This is a genomic window from Kitasatospora misakiensis, from assembly GCF_042656005.1.
GTDB classification, from domain to species: Bacteria; Actinomycetota; Actinomycetes; order Streptomycetales; family Streptomycetaceae; genus Kitasatospora; species Kitasatospora misakiensis.
In genome coordinates this window covers 1-16,378 of sequence record NZ_JBHSOF010000092.1, presented here as the reverse complement: position 1 = coordinate 16,378, position 16,378 = coordinate 1, and the positions used below count along the sequence as shown (strand labels likewise).

The following is a 16,378-nucleotide window of genomic DNA, read 5'->3' as shown; positions in this document are numbered from 1 at the left end:
GGGGCTATAGCTCAGACGGTTAGAGCGCTTCCCTGATAAGGAAGAGGCCACAGGTTCAAGTCCTGTTAGCCCCACACCAGCCCGAAGGGCCCGGAGCACCCGCTCCGGGCCCTTCGGCGTTCCGCTCCCGCTCTGGCTCAGCGGGGCGAAGTGCCGCGAAGCGGCTGGTGCAGGCCCGGGGTGTGTCGGTGAGACGGGCGTCGATGCGGACGAGGTTGATCGCCGCGCCGGTGAGCTGATGTCGGAGGCTGATCTTGGCGCGGCCCCGGTAGCGGGATCTGCGCAGGCCGCAACGCTGGGCTCAGCGGCCGGCGCCCTGAAGGTCGCCGGCCGCGACCTCCGCGGTGGTTCGGGCCGGTCCAGGCGGCGGACGCAACCGGGTCCGTGGCAACGGCTGAATCTCGACGTCCCCAAACTGCGGACGTGGTCGTACTGCTGGCCGAGCAGGTTCCGCTACCCGGTGGTGGGGCCTGACGTCGGGATCTGCTGCTCCACCACATCGAACTCCCCGTCGCGCGCGCCGAGGCGGAACGCCCTCCACTCGTCGGGGGTGTAGACGAGGAGCGGGGCGTCGTGGTCTGCACCGTGGCGCATCAGCACGTGCCCGTCGGCCAGGAACGCGACCTGCGGCCCGGCGGTGTCGCCGGGCGCGCCGTACCAGGTGAGGGCAGCCAGCTCCTCGTTGGTGACCAGCCTCTTCGCCACGGGCGCCGGCTTCTCGGTCTGGCTCATCTCGTCCTCCTTCAGTACTCGGTGCCCTCGCCGGCCAGCTTCCTGCGCGGCGGCGCGGTCCAGGCACCAGGTCAGCACGTTCCCTTCCGTCTGTACCAGCCGGGCCGACCGGAGGCTGAGTCCGTTCTCCGTACCGCCTGCGCCGAGGTGATGAAGATGGTCGAGATCGGCGAGCTGTTCACCCGCCGCATCTTCGCAGATGCTGGCCCAGCGCTGCTCGGGAAGATGAGCGAGGAAGGCGGCGGTGCGGCGCGCGGACACGCCCGGCCCCGGCCGGGCCGGGGCCGGGCCTTGCGGGAGGAACGCCCCGGACGGGCGCTCGGGCTGCGCCGGCCAGTGGGTGCCTCGCTTGCGCTTCGGCAGGACGGCAGCCGTCTCGGGCTCGGTGGTCCTATCGGTCGGGCGCCTGTCCTCTATCTCCCCCCACCCTCGGCCGCCACTCCTGCTCCGTCCCCTTCTCCTGGGTCACGACGCCGCCGCCCGCTCCGGGTCGGGGACGCCGAGGTCGACCATCGGCACCGTGCTGGTGACCACCTGCACCCGGTGGTTGCGGGCGTAGGAGGCGAGGCCGAGCGAGACCTTCGGCTCAGCCCGCCGGGCGTGCCGGGCGGTGGCGGCCAGGTGGTGGAGCAGCGGCGAGGTGATCCGCATCCGGCCCTGGAGGAGCCGGAGACGGTCGACACCGTGATCGGCCACCAGCCGGGCGGCGCTGGTGAAGTCCGGCTTCTCCACCAGGGCCGCCATCGTGCGCACGGGGCCGGTGCCGGTGCAGACGACGACTCCGTGGGTGGAGGCACGGGTGATGTCGAAGGGGGAGGTCAGGACGGCCGGGTAGGTCGGGTCGGTGGCGTCGACCAGCTCGGCAAGAGCCCGGTGTGCGGGGTCGACGTTGTCGGAGAACACGAGGCAGATGTCGCCGGTGCGCAGATGCGAGGAGCCGTTGAGAGCCGAGGTGACGTCGGCGTACGGGCCGCGCTGTGCGATGAAGTCGACGTGCAGACCGCTGGACTGCTGGCTGCCGGACTGCTGGGCGAGCTGCTGGTAGCGGGCAGTGCCGCCCGGGCCGAACACCTGGGCGCTCCAACTGGCGAGGCCGGCGTAGTACGGGTGGTGGACGACCACGGCCCGCCGTGCCCCGCCCGCTTCCGCCTCTTGGAGTACGTGGACGATGCCGGGTCGTCCCTCGACCGGGCGAAATTCCTTCGGCATGAATGTGGACCAGCCCGCCACCCTGGTGCCCAGTCCTCCGGCCGCGATGACCACGGCGGTGCTGTTCTGCGTCTTCATCAGATCGCCTCCGTACGGGAGTTGGGCGGGAGTACGGTTCGCGGATGCATACGCGAGTGACCGGCATGGCCGTGAACAGTGACAAGAAGCTGCTGCTGCTGAACCAAGACACCGAGGGTTCGAGGACGTGGTCCCTGCCCGGTGGCAAGGTGGAGGACGGGGAGAGCCTGGAAGAAGCACTCCGGCGGGAGATGCTGGAGGAGACCGGCCTGGAGGTGGAGGTCGGCCGCCTCTTGTACGTCGCAGACGTCACCAAGGCGCACGTCGTACACATCTCCTTCGAGGTAGAGGTGGTCGGGGGGGCGATCGGGCAGGTGAAGGAGGGAGCCGACACCCGCCCGATCCGGGGTGTGGAGTGGGTGGCGCTGGACGATCTGGCCGATCTCGGGTTCAGCGAGCGGTTCGTGGGCCTGGCCCGGTCCGGGTGGACGGGCGCCGGCAGCTACGTAGGCCCGAAGGCCGCGATCGGCCTCTGACCGCTGCTCAGTCCTGGCCGGCCTCGGCCTCGCCGCTCTCGGCGCAGGAGCCGGTCAGGGTGGTGACGAGGGCCTGATCGAGGTAGCCCACCGGGACTCCGGTCGGGTCGAGGGAATTGACCCAGGAACCGACGCGCTCAGCGAGTTCCCACGCTCCGATCTCGTCCGCCGCCCGGATGCTCGGGTCCCGGACGAGACGGACGCCCACGCCGCGTGAGGCGCCGAGGAGGTAGCGCGAGCGGACCTCCGACACCGCGGCCCGGGTACTGGGGGTGTTCCAGGCTGCGCCGACGATGTATCGGCGTAGCGGGAACTCCAGTCCGCCGCTCTCGCCGTCCTGGCACCACACCTGGACGTTGCCAACCAGGTGGTGGATGTCGCCAGGGTCGCGGCCGGGCTCTATGACGGGGGTGGCGTCACCGAAGCGGTAGCCGGCGTTGTAGACGCTGGGCACGAGCGCCGCGGCCTCCACAACCTCGGCCCGGCTGGGGAGCCTGGCACCGTGCCAGGCGGCGAGCGCGGCAGCACCCAGCCAGGTGACCCAGTAGGCCGGGTGGTGCTCGTATCCCGGGCTCGGTCGCCACCTACCGCCGGCCTGATCCTGGTGGAGCCGACCGCCGCGCTGAACCCTCATCGGGATGACGAACAGGTTGACGCCGTCCCGGGTGTTGTCCATCCCCGCCTCCGCGAGGATGTTCAGGAGTTCGGCCACCTCCTCGTTGCTGACGAGGTGGGTACGCCACACCACGGTGCTCCCCTCGACCGCCGGCCGGTAGGTGGCCGGGCCCGGTCGCCGTTCCTCCCCCTGCGCTGTCCCGACCCGCGGACGGGGCACCGAGGGGGCGGGGTCGCGGACCTCGTACAGGTCGTCGCCGCTGAGCCAGTGTCGGGCGGTCTCCACTACCTGGCGCTCCACGACGTTGGTAGCGCGTGCCAGGGTCTCCGCGACGAAGTGGGTGACGAGTGTCGCGGTGCGCGCGTCCAGCTCGGCGATCAGCTCGCTCTTGTGCTGGCCGGTGTTGAAGGTGGTGTCCGCGCTCGGAGCACCAGCCGTCGCCCTCCCGACCTGGGCTGCCGGGAAGGGCAGAGGGACATCGAGGTAGCTGGAGAGGGCGGCTCGCACCGCCTCCGGGGCCAGGACGTGGCGCTCGTAAGCGAGGTGGGCATAGGGACGGGAGATCCCGCGGATGTCCTTCTTGAGCGCCTGTGCCAGAAGGAGGGTGTTGAAGGCGATGAGGCGGGCGAGGGCGACGGTGGGCTCCGGGCCGTCTTCGGGGAGGAGCGCGGACCAGGCGGCCCAGTGGGGGGACCTGTGCGCCGCGTTGCTGAGCATGGTGTAGCGCGAGGCGTAGTGCCAGCGCTCGAACAGGTTGCCGCGCGCGAAGGAGCTGGCGATGCCGAGGGGGGCGCGGGAGAGGACGAGGAGGGGGGAGTTCGGGAGCAGGTTGGTGACCGCGCCGGTGGCGAGCCACAAGTTCGTCTCCTTCACCATGTGCCGCCGGTCGGTGCCGTAGAGATCGGCCAAGGCGCAGGCAAGGTGATGAGCGGGGAGACCGGGGAGGTCGGTGTCGGCCGGACCCGGCGGGCGAGCGTTGTTGGGAGAGAGGGGGTGACGCGCGCCTAACTGCTGCCGGAACGGCTCGTTGTGCTGGGGCAGGTAGGGGCGCAGCACGTCGCTGACCCAGTTCGACCCCACCCGCTCGAACACGCCGAGGGTAAGGAGCGGAGCGCTCTCCGGCCTGAACAGCGCAGCAACGTGCTCGGCGATGTCCACAGCGCTGCGCGCCGGGTCCTCCTTCTGTTGCTCTCCCTCGCTCCACGTCTGCGTACTCACCTTGATCTCCAATCCTCTTACCGTGCTGGTGGGTTGACGGCCTGCTCCGGGTGTCGGCCTTCCCCTCCTCTGCAGGCCGGCACCCGGGGAGTTGGCCGGGGGCCGTGTATGTGGTCTAGGCGGCCATGCTGGGTCTGCCTCGGCCGTGCAGTATCCGGCGGGCGGCGCGGAGGGCAGCGGCGAGGTTGTGGGGGTGGGTGGCCGCACCGGTTCGGCCACCCACCCCGACACGGGGACCGCTGGAGTTCTAGGCGGCTACCGGTGTGGGGCCGGTAAGGCCGATGACGCCGACGCCCGGGGCCGGGCGGGCGTGCCAGATGCGGGCGGCGAGGGCGGCCCGGTTCACCCACGGTCGCTGGGGCACCGGGTCTGACGAGCTGACAACCGCGGCGGTCTCCTCCCCGGTCTGGTCGGGGGCGAGGGCGGCGACCTCCATCTCGAACCAGGAGGTGCGAGTGCCGGCGGTGAGAGTGAGGGTGGCGACGAGCAGCGGGACGACCGTCCGGCGGATCAGCCCAACTGTCTTGGGCTCTGCGGAAATTGAGAAGTCAACGAGATGCATGACGTTCCTCCGGGGGTGTGCCGCTATGGACGGCATGGGGGGTGGTTCCGGGGAAGCGGCCGTTGCGGTCGCGCTCGTCAGGGCCCGGTGGAGAACGACCTGATCTGGGCCGTCTGACGCTCAATCAAGATCACTTGGAACAGCGAAAGCTGGCGAACTGTCGCCGCAACTACCAACTCGCTGCATGCAGTTCGTTACGCACAGCATGGACCCTAGCGCAGATCTGCGCAACCATTTCTAGAAACGTGCAAGCTTGCATGATCGCACGCAAGATCGAGTCATATGCCTCCCGAAGCTGGTAGCGCGCATCACCTGCAGAGGGGCACACTGTGCTGACGATCGACATAGAAGGGGCAAGGGGTGGCATTCCAGCAGACCGTGAGGCGCATCCAGCTCGGAAGGGAGCTGCGTCGCCTCCGCGAGCAGCGCGACCTTCTGCCCGAGGACGTGGCCAGGGCCCTGCCGGCCTGGAGCGTCTTCAAGCTCAGTCGGGCGGAGAATGCGAAAGGCGCGGTCAAGGCCGACGACGTCGCCGAGCTCCTCGACTTCCTGGACGTAGACGCCGATCTCAAGGCCGGTCTGATCGACATCGCCAAGAACGCCAGCAAGCAGGGCTGGTGGGTCAGCTATACCGGTGTCGTGAATGAGCAGACCGTCAACCTGGCCTCTCTGGAGGCTGAGGCATCAGCGGTCAAGACCTACCAACCCGCCTTTATCCCCGGACTGTTCCAGACTCCCGACTATGCGCGGGCCATCTTCACGGAACTGGGCGGGTTCTCGGATGACGAGGCAGAGGCGAAGGTCAACGTCAGGATGGCCCGGCAAGCCGTCTTGACTCGTCCGAAGCCGCCGCAGATCTGGGCGGTAATCCACGAGGCGGCTCTGAGCGTCAAGGCCGGAGGTCCGGAAGTCATGCGGGCCCAGATGGAACGGCTGATACAGCTCACCCGGCTCTCCAACGTCAATATCCAGATCATGCCGTCGGACTGCGCGCTGAACCCGGGAATGAACGGCGCGCTGACCGTCCTCGGGTTCCCCTACCGCCCCGCACTCGACATCGCCCTCGTCGCTGCACAGATGACCGAACTGTGGATTGAAGACCGGGAATCGGTAGAGGAGATCCACGCGACGTTCCAGAAAATCACGGCTGAGGCCCTTCAGCTGGACAAGTCGCTCGCATTCATCACTGAAAAGAGAGACGCGATCAAGTGAGCAACTACTACCCCAACATCTCCGCGCTCGGCATCGCCGTGCGGAAGTCGTCCTACAGCAACCAGAGCGCCGACTGCGTCATCACCGGCGGCCTGGCCGGTGAGGTCGTCGTAGGTGACAGCAAGAACCCGAACGGCCCCGGGCACCGGCACCAGCCGCAGGTGTGGGCGTCGTTCGCTCAGGCGGTCGGCTCCGGCACCCTGGTCCCCGTTTCGGCCTGACCCAGTTCCGGCACTTCCGTAGCGTGCCGGCCTGCCAAGTTCAATGGCCGCCCACGCAAGGCGCTCGGCTGGGAGACCCCAGCCGAGCGCCTGCATAAACTGCTCGCGGTCTGAACAACCGACCACGTGTCGCAACGACCCTGGAACGCTGATGAAGATCTTGGTGTGATCGGGGCTGACGCCGTCCGGCGGCAGCCCCGATCTGCCAGGTGATGCCGTTGTGGGTGAGTCCGAGGCGTTCTAGAACCGCCAAGTCGTCACCAGGGCGAACGTTGCCTGATACGGCACTAGCGGGGCCAGCCGCGCAGGCCGGCGGTCAGTACGGTGATCATCCGTTCCTGGGTCTCCCCGAGGTCCTCGGCGAGTTGGAAGGCGCCCGCCGTCGACAGCGCGGCGAAGCCGTGGGCCAGCGAGCGGAAGGTACGGGCGGCGTGGATCGCCTCGGAGCCCTCCAGCCCGTACGCGCGGAGCACCGCGACGATCACCCCGACCAGCCGGGCGCCCGCCGCCGCCAGGTCCTCGTCCGGCTGCGGAGCCTGCGGCAGCGCGCCGTACCGGTGCGGGTGCTCGGTGGCGTACGCGTGGTAGGCCCGCAGGACGGCGGCCACCGCCTCGTCCCCGCCCCGGCCGAGCGCCGCCTCGGCGAGCCGGTCGGCCAACTCCTCGGAGACCCGGACGGCGACCAGTCGGCGGAGTTCGCCCAGGCCCCCGCTGACGTGCTTGTACAGCGAGGGGGTGGCGACCTTGGCGCGGGCGGCGACGGCGGCCAGAGTGAGGGCCTCGGGGCCCTGCTCGTCGATGAGGGCGAGGGCGTGGCCGACGACCTGCTCGGGGGTGAGTCCGACTCGGGGCATCGCGGTTCTCTCCTGGTGGGGACGGGGCGGGGACGGGGCGGGTGGACGGGCGGGCGGCCCGGGGCGCTCAGGCCAGGTCGGCGAGGAAGCCCAGCAGGGCGTCGGCGGTGGCCTCCGGGTGGTCGGCCATCGGGTAGTGCCCCGCACCCTCGATCATCACCTTGCGCGCCCCGAGCGCGGCGGCCTGCCGGTCGGCGACCAGCGCCGGGTCCCCGAAGTCGGGGTCCTTCGAGCCCATCACCACCAGCGCCGGGCAGCGCACGGCGGCGGTCCAGCCGACGGGCGAGGAGTCGCCGCGGACATAGCCGCGGGTGGCGGCCTTCCGGCCCGGGGTGCGCAGCGCGGCGACCAGCCCGGCCACGTACTCCTCGTGGTCGGCGGGCTTGGGGCCGGGGAAGGCGGCCTTGCGCAGGTAGAGGCCCCAGAAGGCCGGGGAGTGCACCAGCAGCGCGCCCATCGCGCCGACCACCGCCCGCTGCAGGGCGTTCGGCGGGACGTTCTCGACGAAGGCGTCCAGCAGGACGATCCCGGCGATCCGCTCCGGGGCGTCCCCGGCGGCCTTGACCACGCTGGCGCCGGTGTAGGAGCTGCCCGCCAGGACGGCGCGGTCGATGCCCAGGTGGTCCAGCAGGGCGAGCACGTCGCCGGCGATCGCGGCGGGGGAGTAGTCGTCCCACGGGATCGAGGACTCGCCGAAGCCGCGCAGGTCCATGGTGATCACCCGGCGGCCGGCGGCGGCCAGTAGCGGGCGCAGGTGCCGGTAGGCGGTCCGGCTGTCGAGCATCCCGGGGAGCAGGACGACGGGGGCGCCGTCGCCGTGCCGGGTGTCGTCGAAGGCGATCCGGCCGCCGGGCAGGTCGAGGTAGCGGGTGGCGGGGGCGATGGTGCCGTTCATGGGGAGCCTCCTCGGGCCGGATCGTCGGCGAGTGCCGATAGCCATAAAGCTAAGGCTAATAGCCTTAGCCGTCAAGCTATCGGCACCCCGCGCCGCCGACCGGCCTCGGCCCCCGCGGCCGGGTCGGTCAGACCCCTTCGACCTTGAACGGGTCGTGCTCGGCCAGCAACTTGTCCAGCCGGGCCTGGTCGACCCGGGTGACGAGCTCGGTGGTCTCCTGCCGGTCCCGGACCACCTTGGCGAGGGTGAAGGCGGAGGTGACCGTCCAGAGCAGGCCGACGGCCAGGAAGGCCCTGGTCCACGGCTCGACCGGGAGGTAGGCGATCCCGGCGCCGAGGGCGGTGCCGGAGAGGGCGAAGGACAGCACCGCCTGGACGTAGTACGCGGCGGTGGTGCGTGACTGCATCGGTGCGCTCATGGCGCCAGGATGGCCGGGCCGCTCCCGGCCGCACATGAGTAGGAGTACTCAGGTGGGGGATCGTTCGTTGACGTCCTCTCACGTTCAGTAGTGTCAGTTGTCGTCAAACGCCGCAAAACGCCCATCGGGTCGCGTAGTGTCCGATCCGTGTTCAGCCGTCACCAGTGGACGGCTTGGAATCGGGGGCCTCTCGGATTAACGTTTGATAACGCAGCGCGGTCCGCAACGCCGTACCCAGACGGCACCGTGCGCCGTCGCCTAATCCCGCCGGTCTGCCTCCGGGCAGGCCTGGGAGCCGGGGAACCATGTTCCTTGGGGTGAATCGGCCAGGCCCGGCCCCGTCCAGGCCCAGCCGTAGGAGACCTTCCTGCTCCGAACCCGTCAGCTAACCCGGTAGGCGCGAAGGAAGGAAAGGAGCGCGCCTCCGTGGCGTCGACGCACACCCAGGCACACCCGTCCGGGTCCTCCACCGGCACCCAGCTGCTCGACCATCCGGGCCCGTTCGCCGGCCACGGCCCCTTCGGCGGCCCCGCCGACGAGACCGCCCCGCCGGCCGCCGACACCAGCCGGCACCGGATGCCCCGTCAGACCCGCGGCACCGCCCCGCTGCTCGGCGTCACCGCCGTCGCCGCCACCCTGGGCGCCACCGGCTTCGCCTCCGCCACCCCGGCCGCCGCGCCCGCCGTCGAGACGCCCGACGAGGCCCCGGTCGCGCTCTCCGCCGACCCCGGCCTCGCGCTCGCCGCCCGCATCCAGCAGCAGGCCGACAGCCAGCGCACCGCGGCCGAGGAGACCGCCCGCGTCCAGGCCGCCCAGGACGCCGAGGCCAAGCGCGCCGTCCAGGTCGCCCAGCAGGAGCAGGCCAAGCGCGCCGCCGAGGCGGCCGAGAAGGCCAAGCTCGCCGCCATCAACCTGCCGGTGCGCGACTACAACCTCTCCGCCCACTACGGCCAGAGCGCCCGTTACTGGGCCCACCTGCACACCGGCCTGGACTTCGCCGCCGACACCGGCACCCCGGTCTACGCGGTCGGCCAGGGCACCATAACCTCGGCCGGCTGGGCCGGCGCCTACGGCTACCGGATCGTCGAGACCCTGCCCGACGGCACCGAGATCTGGTACTGCCACCTCTCCTCGATCATCAAGGGCTCCGGCAAGGTCGTCCCCGGCCAGCAGATCGGCAAGGTCGGCGCCACCGGCAACGTCACCGGCCCGCACCTGCACGTCGAGGTCCGCCCCGGCGGCGGGGCCCCGGTCGACCCGGAGACCTGGTTCGAGCAGCGCGGCGTCACCCCCTGACGCTGGCCCCCGAGCACCACGAGGAGCCCCGGCCGGGATCGGCCGGGGCTCCTCCATGTGCGTCGGAAGGTGCGTCGGAAGGTGCGCCGGACTACTCCGGGGCGTCCGCCGCCGCTTCGTCTTCCGTCACCCACTCCGCGTCCGCCGCCTCAAGCCCCGCCAGATAGGCGTCGATCTCCGCCTGCCCCGGCTCCGGCGCCAGCTCCGGGAACTCCGTCACCAGCAGCTCCGGCAGCCCCGGCACCGTCCAGGCGCCGGCCAGCTCCAGCGCCGCCCGCGCCGCGGCCTCCTCGAACGCCCCGAAGTCCCCGGTCAGCTCCTCCGGCATCGGCCGGCCCAGGGCCGTCAGCTCCGCCAGGTTCCGGTAGCTGCGCTCCATCAGCCCCTGCTCCAGCAGCCGCCGGGCGCCGTCCGTGGCCATCCCGACCGCCAGCGTCCGGGCACCGGCGCCCCAGCCCCCGTCGTCCACCGGGTCCAGCACGCCGTCCGCCTCCAGCGCCGCGAACGCCGCCGGCCGCTCCTCCTCCGGCAGCTCCCGGAACCCCTCCAGCCAGGCCCGCACCGCCGCCGGGTCGCCGGTCGCCACCCCGGCCGCGCGCAGCAGCAGGGTGTACAGCCGGGGCCAGGTCACCAGGTCCGCCCGGCGCAGCAGCCCGGCCGCCACCTCGCCCTGCCACTCGGCCTCCGCGTGCAGCCGCTCCTGCCGCTTGGCGTTCAGCCGCTTCGTCGCCCGCTGGTGGTCGATCAGCAGTCGCACCGCCGCGCCGTACGCGAGCGGGTCCTGCCCCGGCTCCGGTTGGACGTACAGGTACAGGCGCTCGTACAGCAGGTGCTCCACCGCGGCGGAGGTCAGTTCGGGCCAGCCGTCGTGCATCCTGCTCCCGCCCAGCTCCAGGAGCGCCAGCACCGTGCTCAGCGGGGCTTCGGCGACCGGCTCGCGGCCCTCCGCCTCCGCCCAGGCGAGCAGGTCGGCGGCCTTGGTGCGCGGGGCGAGCCGCAGGTCTTCGTCTTCCATAACCACGAACCGTAACCGCTGGTCGCGGGTAGGGTCGGGTGCCATGGTCCCCGTTCGACTCACCGGCCCCCGGCTGGCCGTTCGCGAGTTCCACCACACCCCCGAGGACGTGGCGGCGCTGCACGCCGTCTTCGGCGACCCGGAGGCCACCCGCTACCTCCCGTTCGCCCCGCGCGACCTGGAGACCTGTGCCGACCAGGTCGCCCAGTTCGTGGAGGAGGCCGAGAAGGATCGGCGCGAGGTCTACCGGCTCGCCGTCACCCGCCTCGCCGACGCCGACGACCCGGCCCGCGCCGTCCCGATCGGCAACGCCGCGCTCGGCCTCGTCCCGTTCGGCGCCGCCACGATCGGCTACGCGCTGCGCCGCGACGTCTGGGGGTCCGGCTACGCGGGGGAGCTCGTCGGCCTGCTGCGCGACTTCGCCTTCGGCACGCTCGGCCTGCACCGGCTGGAGGCCCGGGTCGACGTCGACAACGCCGCCTCGATCCGGGTGCTGGTCCGGGCGGGCTTCCAACTGGAGGGGCGGGTCCGGCACGACTACCGGCGGTCCGACGGCTGGCGCGACGCCCAGCAGTACGCGCTGCTCGCCGACGACCCGCCGGCCGGGGGCGCCGCGCAGGGGGGATAACCCCACCCCCGGTTCGCCGGGGAGCCGGATGTCCGGCGGGGGCGCGTTTTGACAGGCTTCAGAGGTCGGCAGGACACCGCCCGACGAGCCCGCACCCGCGACCGACCCGAGGGACCGACACCCGGCCATGAGCACCCACACCATGCAGCGCAGCGAGTACGACGCGTACGCCGGCCACACCGGGTACGCCAAGGACGCGGACGACCACCGATCCGGCGCCGTCCACCGCACCGAGGAGCCGCCGTACGCCTGGCGGGCCCCGTTCAGCTCCTACTTCTACCGGGAGGTCGGCTACACGCTGACCGGTCTGCCGGTGGCGGTCGTCGGCTTCGTCACCGCCGTCACGCTGTTCTCCCTGGGCCTCGGCACCTTCGTGACGGTGCTCGGCCTGCCGGTGCTGGCCGGTCTGACCGCCGCGGCCCGGGGCTTCGGCCGACTGGAGCGGGCCCGGGTCCGCGGCCTGCTGGCCCTGGACGTGCCTGGTCCGGCCCCGGTCCGGGCCGCCCGGCCGGGCACCTGGGGCGCCATCACCGCCCGGCTGGCGGACGCGGCCGGCTGGAAGGCCGTGCTGTACCAGGTGGTGATGTTTCCGTGGGCGATCCTCAGCATGACGCTGTCGCTGGTCTTCCTCTGCGTCGGCTGGACGCTCGCGCTCTACCCCGCCTACCACTGGGTCTTCCCGCGCTGGACGGACTGGCCGGGCTACCGGATCTTCGACTACACGGACGGCTCCGGCGTTCAGCACGTCTACTACATCGAGTCGCCACTGCAGATCGCGGGCGTCTGCCTGGTTGGCCTGCTGTTCGTCTTCGTCACCCCGCAACTGGTGCGCGGCCTGACCAATGTGAACCGCCTCGCTGCCCGCGGCCTGCTCGGCCGCTGAACGGCCCCCGCTTTCTCGGAGTTGGAGGCGGAGATGGAGTCGGGGAGTAGGAAGTCGGTGGTTCCGACTTCCTACTCCCCGGGATGTGTGGGCCCGGCCCCTCGCTCGGTCGAGCGAGGGGCCGACGAGGTCATGCGAACCGGTCGAGTTCGCCGGCTTTGATGGTGTGGAGGAGGTCGGTGAAGGCGGCGCCGGTGGTGTGGAGTATGAGTTCGCTGTCATCGGACTCCCGGAGTTCGATCAGCTCACCCACGGCGCGTACCTCGACACACTCGTTGGATGCGCCGCTGAAGCTGGACTTCCGCCAGGTGTCGTTAGCCATGGTTGTTGTTCATTTCCTTTCGCGCGGCTTGGACCAGGAAGCCTGAGCCACCGACCTCCTGGGCCTACGGATCAACAGCAGGACATCTGTGTTCTCGGTGGCCCCTTGGCCAGGCCAAGGGGCCACCGGGCAGTCCGACCATCGAAACCCGGAGTGGGAAGTCGGCGAACCCGACTTCCCACTCCGCTCCAGATGGCCCTCGCCAGGAGGAACGGCGGCTTGTCGGTGGCTGGCCCCTCGCTCGGGCCGAGCGAGATCAGGCGTGGCGGTCGAGTTTGCCGGCCTTGATGGCGTCGAGGAGGCCGGCGAAGGCGACGAGGGGCGCGCGGACTATGGCGTCGGGGTCATCGGACTCACGGAACTCCAACCCCTTGGCGACTGCGCGGACCTCAACACACTCATCGTGTGCACCGCTGTAACTGGACTTCTGCCACTCATCGGTGGACATGGATTTGCCTCCGAGACCTGGGCGGGCTGGGTGGTTGGTGCTGTGGCGCCTCGCTCGGTTCGAGCGAGGCGCCATCGGGTCAGGCGTGGTGGTCAAGTTCGCCGGCTTTGATGGTGCGGAGGAGGTCAGCGAAGGCGCCCACGGCGGCCCCGAGGACGATCCCGCCCTCGTCGGATTCCCTGAGTTCGACCAGCCCGTCCACGACGCGAACCTCGACACACGCATTACTCGAACCCGAGTAGCTGGACTTCTGCCATATGGGGCTACCCATGCTTGCGCACTACCTCCAAAGTGGGAAGTCGAACCCGTGACTCTGCTGGTGAGGTCGGTCGGGGTGGGCGTGGGTGGCTGGCCCCTCGCTCGGGCCGAGCGAGGGGCCAGCGAGATCAGGCATGGTGGTCGAGATCGCCGGCTTTGATGGTGTGGAGGAGGTCGGCGATGGCGGTTGGAGTGATCCGCAGGACGACCTCGCTGTCCTCAGACTCCCGAAGTTCGACTGCTCCGACTCGCCCGCGAACCTCGATGCACTCATTGCTAGATGCGCTGAAGCTGGACTTCCGCCACTCCAAATCATGCATTCGGGGACTTCACTCCTTCATGATCGATCGGATGAACTCGCGAGACTCTCTCTCGCCGAGGGCTGTGGTGTCGAGGCGAGCGAAGATGGCTCGATGATTGGCCAGATCTGCTGGCGACTCGAGGAAGAGGGCGCCTTGAGAAACACCCACTTCTACGGTGTCCAACTCAGGCACGGGACCGCTGGCGAAGGTCGGGGAGTAGGAAGTCGGAACCACCGACTTCCTACTCCCCGGGGTGTGTGTGCCCGGCCCCTCGCTCGGTCGAGCGAGGGGCCGACGAGGTCATGCGAACCGGTCGAGTTCGCCGGCTTTGATGGTGTGGAGGAGGTCGGTGAAGGCGGCGCCGGTGGTGTGGAGTATGAGTTCGCCCTCATCGGACTCCCGGAGTTCGACCAACCCGCCTGCAGCCCGCACCTCAACACAGTTGTCGTTTGCTGCGGAGTAGCTGGACTTCTGCCATGTGTCGTTAGCCATGGTTGCTATCAATTCCTTCGCGCGGCCTGGCTCAGGAAGTCGGAACCACCGACCTCCTGAGCCCACAGATCAGCAACAGGACGCCCGGGTTCCCGGCGGCCCCTTGGCCGCGCCAAGGGGCCGCCGGGCAGTCCGACCATCGAAGAGTGGAGTGGGAAGTCGGCGAATCCGACTTCCCACTCCACTCCGCCCTTGCCGCAGTGGGGACGAACGGCGGCTTGTGGGTGCCCGGCCCCTCGCTCGGTTCGAGCGAGGGGCCAGCGAGATCAGGCGTGGCGGTCGAGTTCGCCGGCCTTGATGGCGCGGAGGAGGGCAGCGACGCTGGCAGAGGTGGTGCGGAGAACGGTCTCGCCGTCGTCGGACTCGCGAAGCTCAATCAGTGCGTCGGTGCTGCGGAGCTCAACACAGTCGTCGTGCGATCCGCTGTAGCTGGACTTCTGCCAGGTGGACCTGTTCACATCTTTACCTTCCTTCCGTTCGTGGTGCCGATGCCGGGTGCGAAGGAGCACGCCATCCACCTTTGGCACCCGGTGGCTCCTCGCTCGGCAGCGAGGAGCCACCGGAGAAGACTCAGCCGAAGCGGTCGAGGTCGCCGGCCTTGATGGCGTCGAGGAGGCCGGCGAAGGCGACGAGGGGCGCGAGGACTATGGCGTCGGGGTCATCGGACTCACGGAACTCCAACCCCTTGGCGACTGCGCGGACCTCAACACACTCGTTGTTCGCCGCACTGTAGCTGGACTTCTGCCACTCATCGGTGGACATGGATTTGCCTCCGAGACCTGGGCGGGCTGGGCGGTTGGTGCTGTGGCGCCTCGCTCGGTTCGAGCGAGGGGCCGACGAGGTCATGCGAACCGGTCGAGTTCGCCGGCTTTGATGGTGTGGAGAAGGTCGGCGAAGGCGGAGCCGGTGGTGCGGAGTATGAGTTCGCCCTCATCGGACTCCCGGAGTTCGACCAACCCACCTGCAGCACGCACCTCAACACAGTTGTCGTTTGCTGCGGAGTGGCTGGACTTCTGCCAGGTCTGGCTAGCCATGATTGCGTTCCCTTTCCTTCATGATGGACTGGATGAGGTCTCGTGACTTCTCCTCGGACAGCGCTGTGGATCCCATCTGCGCGATGAGCGCACGGAATCTCGCCAGGTGCGCGGGCGCGTCGAAGAGCTGGCCACCATGACCTGTGTCCATCTGTGCGGCGTCCAGATCGACGACGGGTCCCTCCGCGTAGGTGAAGTTCTCGCTCGGGCTCGGGACGGAATCGACTCCGAACGGAACGATTCGGAGCGAGACATTCGGACGCTCTGATTCGGCGAGAAGTGCTTCGAGCTGTTCGGTGAGGTCCTTCGGCCCGCTGAACTGCATCCGCAGGGCTGCCTCGTGTATGAAAGCGCAGAACGGCGTGGCGCCGGATTGCACGATGAGCTGCCTTCTCATGCGGAAGGACGTTCTGAGTCTGACCTCGTGGGGAGGCAGGGGCGGGTATGTCTGGGAGAACAGAGCCGAGGCATAGGCGGTCGTCTGAAGCAGCCCAGGGACGAAGGTGGTTGTGTAGGTGACGAGCCTCCGCGCATCAGATTCCAGCTCCGCCACGTCCAGGAAGTCCGTGGCGAGCTCTCCGCGATACTCCTCCCACCACCCACTCTTCCCTCGCGTTGTGACGATGTCGGCGAGAGCGTCGATCAAGGGTTGGTTGACACACATACACAGTGCGGCGATGGTGCGCAGCCGCTCGACACTGATGCCGGTCTTCCCTGCTTCCATCTGCGTCACATGAGCGGGGTTGATGCCGAGGTCGCGAGCGAGCTGACTGCCTCCGAAGCCGGCCTGCTCCCGCATCCGCCGCAGCTCTGTGCCGAGCCTTCGTTGACGGAGGGTTGGGTTGGAGCGAAGGGCCATGGCGTCCTCTCTGGATAGCGCAGGGCCAGTGTGCCGCGCTCACAGTGAGCGGGTCCATCCGGTCCGGATGCCACGGTAGGGGGAACTTCCCGTTCGGCGCCACAAATCTGTGGCGGTGTGGGCTATGGTCTGTCTCATAGCGATCCGACGGGTCGTCAGTAACGCCTGTTCATCCGGGCAGTAGGCGCCTGCTGCCCTTTTGCACCGCAGAGCAGCCACGGCCGGGCCTGGCTCACGGTGACGTCTCCGTCGACGCCTCTCCTCCCCACTCGCACGACCTCACTCGGAGGTTTCTCATGCGTGCCTGCAACCCGCCCGACTGCTCCGCCGTCCGGGCCGAACTCCGCTCC

At 69.8% G+C, this 16,378-nt stretch carries 24 protein-coding genes, 1 tRNA gene, 1 pseudogene and 1 riboswitch; of the genes and pseudogenes, 7 read left to right on the top strand and 19 right to left on the bottom strand.

Going from position 1 to position 16,378, the window contains the following annotated elements:
• Window positions 1-74 (top strand) — tRNA-Ile (locus ACFP3U_RS35930).
• Here ACFP3U_RS35930 and ACFP3U_RS35925 read toward each other — a convergent pair.
• From ACFP3U_RS35925 to ACFP3U_RS35915, 3 genes and pseudogenes are all read right to left on the bottom strand, one after another.
• A pseudogene (locus ACFP3U_RS35925) lies at window positions 56-295 on the bottom strand (hypothetical protein); the annotation flags it as partial. The gene ACFP3U_RS35930 and the pseudogene ACFP3U_RS35925 overlap by 19 nt on opposite strands.
• Before the next feature lie 158 nt (window positions 296-453).
• Window positions 454-993: a DUF397 domain-containing protein gene (locus ACFP3U_RS35920; protein WP_380229973.1), complete on the bottom strand. Its 540-nt coding sequence runs from the start codon at window positions 991-993 to the stop codon at window positions 454-456.
• A 204-nt stretch (window positions 994-1,197) separates the two neighbouring features.
• The gene (locus ACFP3U_RS35915) at window positions 1,198-2,019 is read right to left on the bottom strand and encodes a sugar phosphate nucleotidyltransferase (protein ID WP_380229972.1); all 822 of its coding nucleotides are present in this window, start codon (window positions 2,017-2,019) and stop codon (window positions 1,198-1,200) included.
• Between the two features lie 44 nt (window positions 2,020-2,063).
• On the opposite strand from ACFP3U_RS35915, the gene ACFP3U_RS35910 reads away from it, so the two are divergent.
• Window positions 2,064-2,495: an NUDIX domain-containing protein gene (locus ACFP3U_RS35910; RefSeq protein WP_380229971.1), complete on the top strand. Its 432-nt coding sequence runs from the start codon at window positions 2,064-2,066 to the stop codon at window positions 2,493-2,495.
• 7 nt (window positions 2,496-2,502) lie between these two features.
• Here the strand turns inward: ACFP3U_RS35910 and ACFP3U_RS35905 are convergent, their stop codons facing one another.
• Together ACFP3U_RS35905 and ACFP3U_RS35900 are read right to left on the bottom strand one after the other, a co-directional pair.
• Window positions 2,503-4,329 carry an SUMF1/EgtB/PvdO family nonheme iron enzyme gene (locus tag ACFP3U_RS35905; protein WP_380229970.1) on the bottom strand — a complete coding sequence of 609 codons (1,827 nt, stop codon included), beginning with the start codon at window positions 4,327-4,329 and terminating at the stop codon, window positions 2,503-2,505.
• A gap of 247 nt (window positions 4,330-4,576) precedes the next feature.
• Window positions 4,577-4,891, bottom strand: a complete 315-nt coding sequence (locus ACFP3U_RS35900; RefSeq protein ID WP_380229969.1) for a hypothetical protein — start codon at window positions 4,889-4,891, stop codon at window positions 4,577-4,579.
• 360 nt (window positions 4,892-5,251) lie between these two features.
• On the opposite strand from ACFP3U_RS35900, the gene ACFP3U_RS35895 reads away from it, so the two are divergent.
• Together ACFP3U_RS35895 and ACFP3U_RS35890 are read left to right on the top strand one after the other, a co-directional pair.
• Window positions 5,252-6,103, top strand: coding sequence for a DUF5753 domain-containing protein (locus tag ACFP3U_RS35895; RefSeq protein WP_380229968.1), 852 nt, complete (start codon window positions 5,252-5,254; stop codon window positions 6,101-6,103).
• The gene (locus ACFP3U_RS35890) at window positions 6,100-6,324 is read left to right on the top strand and encodes a DUF397 domain-containing protein (protein ID WP_380229967.1); all 225 of its coding nucleotides are present in this window, start codon (window positions 6,100-6,102) and stop codon (window positions 6,322-6,324) included. The genes ACFP3U_RS35895 and ACFP3U_RS35890 overlap by 4 nt, the downstream gene beginning before the upstream one ends.
• 287 nt (window positions 6,325-6,611) lie before the next feature.
• On the opposite strand, the gene ACFP3U_RS35885 is transcribed toward ACFP3U_RS35890, so the two are convergent.
• The 3 genes from ACFP3U_RS35885 to ACFP3U_RS35875 form a co-directional block, all read right to left on the bottom strand.
• Complete coding sequence (locus tag ACFP3U_RS35885) at window positions 6,612-7,178, bottom strand: TetR/AcrR family transcriptional regulator (protein WP_380229966.1); 567 nt, start codon at window positions 7,176-7,178, stop codon at window positions 6,612-6,614.
• A 67-nt stretch (window positions 7,179-7,245) separates the two neighbouring features.
• Window positions 7,246-8,073 carry an alpha/beta fold hydrolase gene (locus ACFP3U_RS35880; RefSeq protein ID WP_380229965.1) on the bottom strand — a complete coding sequence of 276 codons (828 nt, stop codon included), beginning with the start codon at window positions 8,071-8,073 and terminating at the stop codon, window positions 7,246-7,248.
• A 127-nt stretch (window positions 8,074-8,200) separates the two neighbouring features.
• Window positions 8,201-8,491, bottom strand: a complete 291-nt coding sequence (locus tag ACFP3U_RS35875; RefSeq protein WP_380229964.1) for a YiaA/YiaB family inner membrane protein — start codon at window positions 8,489-8,491, stop codon at window positions 8,201-8,203.
• A gap of 245 nt (window positions 8,492-8,736) precedes the next feature.
• Window positions 8,737-8,905, top strand: a riboswitch (cyclic di-AMP (ydaO/yuaA leader).
• A gap of 12 nt (window positions 8,906-8,917) precedes the next feature.
• On the opposite strand from ACFP3U_RS35875, the gene ACFP3U_RS35870 reads away from it, so the two are divergent.
• Window positions 8,918-9,787 carry a M23 family metallopeptidase gene (locus ACFP3U_RS35870; RefSeq protein ID WP_380229963.1) on the top strand — a complete coding sequence of 290 codons (870 nt, stop codon included), beginning with the start codon at window positions 8,918-8,920 and terminating at the stop codon, window positions 9,785-9,787.
• Window positions 9,788-9,878: 91 nt separating this feature from the next.
• On the opposite strand, the gene ACFP3U_RS35865 is transcribed toward ACFP3U_RS35870, so the two are convergent.
• Window positions 9,879-10,802, bottom strand: coding sequence for a hypothetical protein (locus tag ACFP3U_RS35865; RefSeq protein ID WP_380229962.1), 924 nt, complete (start codon window positions 10,800-10,802; stop codon window positions 9,879-9,881).
• Window positions 10,803-10,845: 43 nt separating this feature from the next.
• Between ACFP3U_RS35865 and ACFP3U_RS35860 the strand changes: the two genes are divergently transcribed.
• A complete protein-coding gene (locus tag ACFP3U_RS35860) occupies window positions 10,846-11,430 on the top strand; it encodes a GNAT family N-acetyltransferase (protein WP_380229961.1) in 585 nt (194 codons plus the stop codon).
• Window positions 11,431-11,557: 127 nt separating this feature from the next.
• Entirely contained in the window at window positions 11,558-12,313 is a 756-nt protein-coding gene (locus ACFP3U_RS35855; protein ID WP_380229960.1) for a sensor domain-containing protein, read from the top strand.
• A 130-nt stretch (window positions 12,314-12,443) separates the two neighbouring features.
• On the opposite strand, the gene ACFP3U_RS35850 is transcribed toward ACFP3U_RS35855, so the two are convergent.
• The 10 genes from ACFP3U_RS35850 to ACFP3U_RS35805 form a co-directional block, all read right to left on the bottom strand.
• On the bottom strand, window positions 12,444-12,635 hold the full coding sequence (locus ACFP3U_RS35850) for a DUF397 domain-containing protein (RefSeq protein ID WP_380229959.1): 192 nt from the start codon (window positions 12,633-12,635) through the stop codon (window positions 12,444-12,446).
• 256 nt (window positions 12,636-12,891) lie between these two features.
• Complete coding sequence (locus ACFP3U_RS35845) at window positions 12,892-13,083, bottom strand: DUF397 domain-containing protein (protein ID WP_380229958.1); 192 nt, start codon at window positions 13,081-13,083, stop codon at window positions 12,892-12,894.
• A gap of 79 nt (window positions 13,084-13,162) precedes the next feature.
• Window positions 13,163-13,354 carry a DUF397 domain-containing protein gene (locus ACFP3U_RS35840; RefSeq protein WP_380229957.1) on the bottom strand — a complete coding sequence of 64 codons (192 nt, stop codon included), beginning with the start codon at window positions 13,352-13,354 and terminating at the stop codon, window positions 13,163-13,165.
• Between the two features lie 115 nt (window positions 13,355-13,469).
• Window positions 13,470-13,661 carry a DUF397 domain-containing protein gene (locus ACFP3U_RS35835; RefSeq protein ID WP_380229956.1) on the bottom strand — a complete coding sequence of 64 codons (192 nt, stop codon included), beginning with the start codon at window positions 13,659-13,661 and terminating at the stop codon, window positions 13,470-13,472.
• A 9-nt stretch (window positions 13,662-13,670) separates the two neighbouring features.
• The gene (locus tag ACFP3U_RS35830) at window positions 13,671-13,835 is read right to left on the bottom strand and encodes a Scr1 family TA system antitoxin-like transcriptional regulator (protein ID WP_380229955.1); all 165 of its coding nucleotides are present in this window, start codon (window positions 13,833-13,835) and stop codon (window positions 13,671-13,673) included.
• 108 nt (window positions 13,836-13,943) lie between these two features.
• Entirely contained in the window at window positions 13,944-14,135 is a 192-nt protein-coding gene (locus tag ACFP3U_RS35825; protein WP_380229954.1) for a DUF397 domain-containing protein, read from the bottom strand.
• A 266-nt stretch (window positions 14,136-14,401) separates the two neighbouring features.
• Window positions 14,402-14,593 (bottom strand): DUF397 domain-containing protein, encoded by a 192-nt coding sequence (locus tag ACFP3U_RS35820; RefSeq protein ID WP_380229953.1) that lies wholly within the window; start codon window positions 14,591-14,593, stop codon window positions 14,402-14,404.
• Window positions 14,594-14,705: 112 nt separating this feature from the next.
• Window positions 14,706-14,897, bottom strand: coding sequence for a DUF397 domain-containing protein (locus ACFP3U_RS35815; RefSeq protein WP_380229952.1), 192 nt, complete (start codon window positions 14,895-14,897; stop codon window positions 14,706-14,708).
• Between the two features lie 80 nt (window positions 14,898-14,977).
• On the bottom strand, window positions 14,978-15,169 hold the full coding sequence (locus ACFP3U_RS35810) for a DUF397 domain-containing protein (RefSeq protein ID WP_380229951.1): 192 nt from the start codon (window positions 15,167-15,169) through the stop codon (window positions 14,978-14,980).
• Window positions 15,162-16,028, bottom strand: coding sequence for a helix-turn-helix domain-containing protein (locus tag ACFP3U_RS35805; RefSeq protein WP_380229950.1), 867 nt, complete (start codon window positions 16,026-16,028; stop codon window positions 15,162-15,164). Before ACFP3U_RS35805 ends, ACFP3U_RS35810 begins: the two co-directional genes overlap by 8 nt.
• Between the last annotated feature and the right edge of the window lie 350 nt (window positions 16,029-16,378).